Here is a 7,571-nt window from a genome sequence, read left to right on the forward strand (position 1 = left end):
CCAGGGAGGACCCCCCAGCAGTGGACGCCAGCAAGTTCACCACCAAGACGCAGGACGCCCTGTCCGCCGCGATCCGGCAGGCCGCCGCGGCCGGCAACCCGGACGTGAAGCCGGTGCACATCCTGATCGCCCTGCTGGAACAGCCCGAGGGCATCGCCGGACCGCTGCTGGAGGCGGTCGGCGCGGACGTGTCCGCGATCGACGCCGACGCCCGCCGGCAGCTGGCCGGGCTGCCCAGCGCCTCGGGCTCCACCGTCGCCGCGCCGCAGCTGGCCCGGGACACGATGGCCGTGCTGACCGAGGCCGGCAAGCGCGCCGACGACCTCGACGACCAGTACGTCTCGACCGAGCACCTGCTGGTCGGCCTGGCCGCCGAGGGCGGGGCGGTGGCCGAGCAGCTGGTGCGGCAGGGCGCGACCGCCAAGGCGCTGCTGGCTGCGTTCAAGGACGTCCGCGGCAGCGGCCGGGTCACCTCGCCGGACCCCGAGGGCACCTACAAGGCCCTGGAGAAGTACGGCACCGACCTCACCCAGGCCGCCCGGGACGGCAAGCTCGACCCGGTGATCGGCCGGGACCAGGAGATCCGCCGGGTGGTCCAGGTGCTCTCCCGCCGGACCAAGAACAATCCGGTGCTGATCGGCGAGCCCGGCGTCGGCAAGACGGCCGTGGTGGAGGGCCTGGCCCAGCGCATCGTGGCCGGCGACGTGCCGGAGTCGCTGCGCGGCAAGCGGCTGGTCGCCCTGGACCTCGGCGCGATGGTGGCCGGCGCCAAGTACCGCGGCGAGTTCGAGGAACGGCTGAAGGCCGTCCTCAACGACATCAAGCAGAGCAATGGCCAGGTCGTCACCTTCATCGACGAGCTGCACACCATGGTCGGCGCGGGCGCCGGCGGCGACTCCGCGATGGACGCCGGCAACATGCTCAAGCCGATGCTGGCCCGCGGCGAGCTGCGGATGGTCGGCGCCACCACCCTGGGCGAGTACCGCGAGCGGATCGAGAAGGACCCGGCCCTGGAGCGCCGCTTCCAGCAGGTGCTGGTCGGCGAGCCCGACGTCGAGGACTCGATCGCCATCCTGCGCGGCCTCAAGGGCCGGTACGAGGCGCACCACAAGGTGCAGATCGCGGACGCCGCACTGGTCGCCGCGGCCACCCTGTCGCACCGGTACATCACCTCCCGCTTCCTGCCGGACAAGGCGATCGACCTGGTCGACGAGGCGGCCTCCCGGCTGCGGATGGAGATCGACTCCTCGCCGGTCGAGATCGACGAACTCCAGCGCTCCGTCGACCGGCTGCGGATGGAGGAGCTGGCCCTGGAGAAGGAGTCGGACCCGGCCTCGGTCGACCGGCTGGCCAAGCTCCGCCGCGATCTCGCCGACAAGAACGAGCAGTTGAGCGTGCTCACGGCCCGGTGGGAGCAGGAGAAGAAGAGCCTGAACCGGGTCGGCGAGCTCAAGGGGCGGCTGGACGACCTGCACGGCGCGCTCGAACGCGCCGAGCGGGACGGCGACTTCGAGCGCGCGTCGAAGATGATGTACGCCGAGATCCCGGCCGCCGAGAAGGAGCTCGCCGAGGCCCAGGAGCGCGCCGTCGGCGAGGACGCCTCCGCCTCGATGGTCAAGGAGGAGGTCGGCCCGGACGACGTGGCCGATGTGGTGGCGTCCTGGACGGGCATCCCGGCCGGCCGGCTGATGGAGGGCGAGAGCTCCAAACTCCTGCGCATGGAGGAGGAGTTGGGTCGGCGGCTGATCGGCCAGCCGGAGGCCGTGCGGGCCGTGTCGGACGCCGTGCGGCGCACCCGCTCGGGCATCGCCGACCCGGACCGCCCGACCGGCTCCTTCCTCTTCCTCGGCCCCACCGGCGTCGGCAAGACCGAACTCGCCAAGGCCCTGGCCGACTTCCTCTTCGACGACCAGCGGGCGATGGTCCGCATCGACATGAGCGAGTACGGCGAGAAGCACTCGGTCTCCCGCCTGGTCGGCGCCCCGCCCGGGTACATCGGCTACGAGGAGGGCGGCCAGCTCACCGAGGCGGTCCGCCGCCGCCCGTACAGCGTGGTGCTGCTGGACGAGGTGGAGAAGGCCCACCCCGAGGTCTTCGACGTGCTGCTCCAGGTCCTCGACGACGGCCGGCTCACCGACGGCCAGGGCCGCACGGTGGACTTCCGCAACGCGATCCTGATCCTCACCTCCAACCTGGGCAGCCAGTTCCTGGTGGACCCGACCACCCCGGACGAGCGGAAGAAGGAGCTCGTCCTGGAGTCGGTGCGGGCCGCCTTCAAGCCGGAGTTCCTCAACCGGCTGGACGACATCGTGGTCTTCGACCCGCTCGGCACCGCCGAGCTGACCCGGATCGTCGACCTCCAGGTGGCCCGGCTCGGCGACCGGCTGCGCGACCGCCGGCTCGACCTGGAGGTCTCCGCCGCCGCCCGGGACTGGCTGGCGCTCACCGGCTACGACCCGGCGTACGGCGCCCGGCCGCTGCGCCGGCTGGTGCAGTCCGCGATCGGCGACCAGCTGGCCCGGGCGATCCTGGCGGGCCAGGTGCACGACGGCGACACGGTGCTGGTCGAGCGGGACGAGACCGGCGACCGCCTCACCGTCCGTGCCCGCGGACCACTGGAGAAATGACCTCGGGACCGGCCGACCGGGCCCGCCGCGCCCCCGGACCACCCGGGGGCGCGGCGCGATCCGGCCGTGCCGCCCCGGCTTGGGCCTGACACGACAAAATCCGGGGGACAGGCCCTTCGGGCACCTCTGTGAGGTGGGCCCGGGATGAGGCAGGATGGACTCGGAAGGGCGGCCTCTCATTGCCGACCACCATGTGCACTGAGGAAGAGGACCCCATGAGCATCGACCCGTCGTCCATCCCGTCCTTCGGCGCACCGCAGGGCGGTCAGCCCGGCGGTCAGGGCGGCCGACCGGACGGTCCGCCGCCGATCATCGTTCCGGACCAGGCCCTGGTCGGCCAGCTGCTCGACCAGATGCAGCTCAAGCACGTGGTGGACGAGGAGGGTGACCTCACCGCCCCCTGGGAGGGCTTCCGCGTCTACTACATGTTCCGCGGCGAGCAGAAGGAACTCTTCGCGGTCCGGGCGTTCTACGACCGCGCGTACCCGCTGGAGAAGAAGGGCGAGATCCTCGACCTGATCGACGAGTGGAACCGGGAGACCCTGTGGCCCAAGGTCTACACCCACACCCACGAGGACGGCGTGGTCCGGCTGATCGGTGAGGCCCAGATGATCGTCGGCACCGGCGTCAACCTGGACTACTTCGTCACCACCACCGCCAACTGGACCCAGGCCGCGGTCGGCTTCGAGCAGTGGATCGTCGAGCGGCTGGGCCTCCAGGACGAGATCGAGGGCGAGGGCGGCGAGGGCAAGCCGTCCGACGGCGGTTCCGAGGAGAACTGAGCCCGCGGGGAACCCCCGTGCACGGCCCGCCACCGACGCCCGGTGGCGGGCCGTTCTTGTCCCCGGGGCCCCTCGGGCCCCAGGATGGGCCCGACCGGGCCCCGGGACGGGCCCGACCACCGCCGACACCGAGGTACGAGGAGCCGTGATGGGTGCGAGGCCGCTGCTGAACCGTCGTCTGGACGGGCTCGGTACGACGATCTTCGCGGAGATGTCCGCACTGGCCACCGCCACCGGCTCGATCAACCTCGGCCAGGGGTTCCCCGACACCGACGGCCCCGAGGAGGTCCGCGAGGCCGCCGTCCGGGCACTGCGCGACGGTCGCGGCAACCAGTACCCGCCCGGCCCGGGCGTCCCCGAGCTGCGGACCGCGATCTCGGCACACCAGCGGCGCCGCTACGGCCTCGCCTACGACCCGGACACCGAGGTCCTCGTCACCGCCGGGGCCACCGAGGCCATCGCCGCCGCGCTGCTCGCCCTGCTGGAGCCCGGTGACGAGGTCATCGCCTTCGAACCGTTCTACGACTCCTACAGCGCCTGCGTCGCGATGGCCGGCGCGGTCCGGGTCCCGCTCACCCTGCGTGCCCCCGACTTCCGCCCCGACCTGGACCGGCTGCGCTCGCTGGTCACTCCCCGTACCCGGCTGCTGCTGCTCAACTCGCCGCACAACCCGACCGGTCTGGTGCTCTCCCCCGACGAGCTGACCGCGATCGCCGAACTCGCCGTCGAGCGCGATCTCCTGGTGGTCACCGACGAGGTCTACGAGCACCTGGTGTTCGAGGGCGCCCACCACCCGATCGCCGCCCTGCCCGGCATGCGCGAGCGCACCGTCTCGATCTCCTCCGCCGGCAAGACCTTCTCCTTCACCGGCTGGAAGGTCGGCTGGGTGACCGGCACGCCCGAGCTGGTCGCCGCCGTCCGCACCGCCAAGCAGTACCTCACCTACGTCAGCGCCGGCCCGTTCCAGTACGCCGTCGCCGAGGCCCTCGCCCTCCCCGACAGCTACTTCGACGGCTTCCGCGCCGACCTGCTGCACAAGCGCGACCTGCTCGCGGACGGCCTCGCCGCGGCCGGGTTCCGGGTCTTCCGCCCCGAAGGCACCTACTTCGTCACCACCGACATCACCCCGCTGGGCGAGCAGGACGGCATCGAGTTCTGCCGCACCCTGCCCGAGCGCTGCGGAGTCGTGGCCATCCCCAACGCCGTCTTCTACGACGACGTCGACGCCGGCCGCCCGCTGGTGCGCTTCGCCTTCTGCAAGCGGGTGGACGTCCTGGAGGAGGCGGTCGACCGACTGACCCGGCTCCGTCCCGTCGACCGGACCACTCGCACGTCCTGACGATTCGTCAATTGGCCCGACATGCCGCTGTTTTGCTGCCTGCCGGGCAATCCTTCGTGCCTGCGCGGCAGGGTTTCGCCGGGGGCCGGTGCCGTGCGCCCGGCGTATCCGGGGCGAGGGCGCACGCGTGGTGCGGACGGCGTGCGAGCCGTGCGCACGGCGTGCGGGCCGGGACGAAAGGCGCGCGCGGTGCACAGTCGCACACCGGGTCGATCAGAGCAGCGAAGCCGATGTGCTCGAAACGGTGAATGCTTGACAAAGTTGGGTAAATCACCGACGGACCCGGCGTATTCGTGCTTCTCTGCTGCTGAATCTCCAGCCGGAATCCTTCCTTCCACGGTCGGCCGCGCCCTGGACCGCACAGCCACGAACAGCCCCGCCTTGACCCGGGCCCACTCGCTGCTGCTCGGAGGGCGCGCACGGAGCTGAAACGCGGAGCCGAGCATGCTCACCACTTTGCAGACCTCCTACACGGACACCCGCGCGGGTGACCTGGCCTGGTGCCTGGGCGGCGAGCCGCTGCCCGCCCTCGCGGTCCGCGACCTGAGACTCGCCGGCCCCGGCCGCCCCGGCCCGTCCGGCACCCTCCAGCTGCGCCTGCTGGGCGCCTCCCACCAGGTGCTGATCGCCGCCGGACCCGGCCACTGCCTGGAGACCGTCGCCTGCCTGCCCGGCCGCCGGACGCCGCTGCCCGCCCGGGTGGCCAAGCAGGTCGACGGCTGGGAGTACGAATTCGCGGCCCGGATCGAGGCCCTCCCGCCGCACGACTTCGCCGCCCGCGCGCAGGAGTTGCTCGCCCTGGTCGAGGGCCACCCGCGCGGCCTGGCCGGGGTCTTCCCCGGCGACCCCAGCGCCTTCACCGCGCTGGTCACCCAGGGCGGGGCGGACCGCCTGCTCTGGCGCACCTGGCACGCCTATCCGCAGGAAGGACGGCTGGTCTGCACCCGCTCCTCGCTGGTGGCCTCCCGATGACCGGCACCGACCCCGCCGAGCCGTCCATAGCCCTGACCGAGCACCTTCATTCGTACGCAGGAACGATTCGTCAACCTGCGATACCACCCTGTCCGTCGAATGGGCGCAGCCGTCCGTCCCGAACGTCGCCTAGCGTTTGTTCGTGATCAATCATCCGCTCGGTCCGCCCCCCGCACAGCCGGGCCTCGACCTCGACGACGGCAGCCCACCCCGGCCCGGGCGGAGCCTGACCCCCCTGCCCGCCCGCCGTCGGTCCCGGTTGCGTGCCCGCCCCGAACTCGCCCGCCTGGTGGTGCTGCTCGCCTCGTTCGTCTGCGCGGCCTGCGGGCTCGTCTACGAGCTGGAACTCGTGGCTCTCGGCGACTATCTGCTCGGGGACTCGGTCACCCAAACCTCGGTCGTGCTCTCCGTCATGGTGTTCGCGATGGGCCTCGGCTCGCTGCTCGCCAAACGCTTCACCCGCCGGCCCGCCACCGCCTTCGCCCTGGTCGAGTGCGCCCTCGCCCTCACCGGCGGCCTGTCCGTACTGGCGCTCTACTCCTGCTGGGCCTGGATCGGCCGCTACCAGGCCGCGACGGTCGGCCTGACCTGCCTCATCGGCGTCCTCATCGGCGCCGAGATCCCGCTGCTGATGACCCTGATCCAGCGGATCCGCCGCGAGGACGCCGGACGCGCCGCCGCCGACCTCTTCGCCGCCGACTACGTGGGCGCGCTGATCGGCGGCCTCGCCTTCCCGTTCCTGATCCTGCCCCTCCTCGGCCCCGGCAGCGGCGCGCTGGTCACCGGCGCGGTCAACGCCGTCGCCGGGGGCGCCCTGGTGCTCTGGCTCTTCCGCGAGGAACCGGACCCCCGGGCCCGGAGGCTGCTCTGGGGCGGCTGCGCGGTCGTCCTCGCCCTGCTCGCCGCGGCCGCCCTGTGCTCCGGCGCGGTCGAACGGGCGGCCCGGCAGGCCCTGTACGGCGGGCAGATCCGCTCCGTCAGCCAGAGCCGGGACCAGGAGATCGTGCTCACCGGCCCGGCCGAGGGCCCGCTCCGGCTGTACGTCGACGGCCGGCTCGCGGTCTGCGGACCGGACGCCTACCGGGGCGACGAGGCCCTCGTCCACCCCGCCATGGCCGCCGGGCCGGACGGACGGGTGCTGCTGCTCGGCGGCGGGGACGGGCTCGCGCTCCGGGAGGTGCTGCGGCACAGCGGCGTCCGTTCGGTGCTGGTGGTCGACCCGGACCCGGCGCTCCCCCGGCTCGCCCGCACCGATCCGGGCCTCGCCGCGCTCTCCGACCGGTCCCTGGACGACCCCCGGGTGCGCACCGCCGAGGCCGACCCGCTGGACTGGCTGCGCCGCGTCCGGCCCTCGCCCGGCCAGTCCTTCGACGTGGTCCTCGCCGACCTGCCCGCCCCCGCCGACGGCGGGCCGGTGAAGTTCCACTCCCAGGAGTTCTACGGCCTCACCACCCGGCTGCTCGCCCCGGGCGGACGGCTCGCCGTGCGCGGCGGCGAGGAGCAGCACGGGCGGCAGGGGCTGTGGCAGGTGGAGTCCGGGCTGCGGGCGGCCGGGCTGCGGACCGTACCGTACGCCGTCGCGGGCAGCGCGACGGCCAGCTGCCGCCCGGGGCCGGAGAGCAGCCAGAGCTTCCTGCTCGCCGCGGCCGCCCAGCCGCCGCTCACCCTCTCCCCCGACGCCCCGCCGCCGCGCGCCCTCACCGCGGACGGCCTGCGCGCCTCCGCCGCCCGGCTCACCGCCCTGCGGCCGCTCCGCCCGCCCGCCGCCCTCACCCTGCTCGGCCCGCACTGACCCGGATCCACCCGCCCGTCGGGCCCCCCCCGGCGGGGGGGCCCGGGGGGGGGGGGGGG

General features: G+C 73.3%; 5 protein-coding genes. All 5 read left to right on the top strand.

Annotation, left to right across the window (positions count from 1 at the left end; genetic code table 11):
• Positions 1-20 precede the first annotated feature (20 nt).
• Positions 21-2,627 carry an ATP-dependent chaperone ClpB gene (gene clpB, locus SM793_RS30755; protein WP_320441584.1) on the top strand — a complete coding sequence of 869 codons (2,607 nt, stop codon included), beginning with the start codon at positions 21-23 and terminating at the stop codon, positions 2,625-2,627.
• Between the two features lie 215 nt (positions 2,628-2,842).
• A complete protein-coding gene (locus tag SM793_RS30760; RefSeq protein WP_320441585.1) occupies positions 2,843-3,409 on the top strand; it encodes a YbjN domain-containing protein in 567 nt (188 codons plus the stop codon).
• A gap of 148 nt (positions 3,410-3,557) precedes the next feature.
• A complete protein-coding gene (locus SM793_RS30765; protein WP_320441586.1) occupies positions 3,558-4,748 on the top strand; it encodes a pyridoxal phosphate-dependent aminotransferase in 1,191 nt (396 codons plus the stop codon).
• Between the two features lie 444 nt (positions 4,749-5,192).
• Positions 5,193-5,720 (top strand): DUF2617 family protein, encoded by a 528-nt coding sequence (locus SM793_RS30770; RefSeq protein WP_320441587.1) that lies wholly within the window; start codon positions 5,193-5,195, stop codon positions 5,718-5,720.
• A gap of 142 nt (positions 5,721-5,862) precedes the next feature.
• A complete protein-coding gene (locus SM793_RS30775) occupies positions 5,863-7,512 on the top strand; it encodes a polyamine aminopropyltransferase (protein WP_320441588.1) in 1,650 nt (549 codons plus the stop codon).
• Positions 7,513-7,571: the final 59 nt, after the last annotated feature.

Source organism: Kitasatospora purpeofusca (assembly GCF_034043715.1).
Taxonomy (GTDB): domain Bacteria; phylum Actinomycetota; class Actinomycetes; order Streptomycetales; family Streptomycetaceae; genus Kitasatospora; species Kitasatospora purpeofusca_A.

What these genes read in the sequence shown, in the direction of transcription:
- SM793_RS30760 (WP_320441585.1), top strand. Translation starts at nt 2,843, where the DNA reads ATGAGCATCGACCCGTCGTCCATCCCGTCCTTCGGCGCACCGCAGGGC.
- SM793_RS30765 (WP_320441586.1), top strand. Translation starts at nt 3,558, where the DNA reads ATGGGTGCGAGGCCGCTGCTGAACCGTCGTCTGGACGGGCTCGGTACG.
- SM793_RS30770 (WP_320441587.1), top strand. Translation starts at nt 5,193, where the DNA reads ATGCTCACCACTTTGCAGACCTCCTACACGGACACCCGCGCGGGTGAC.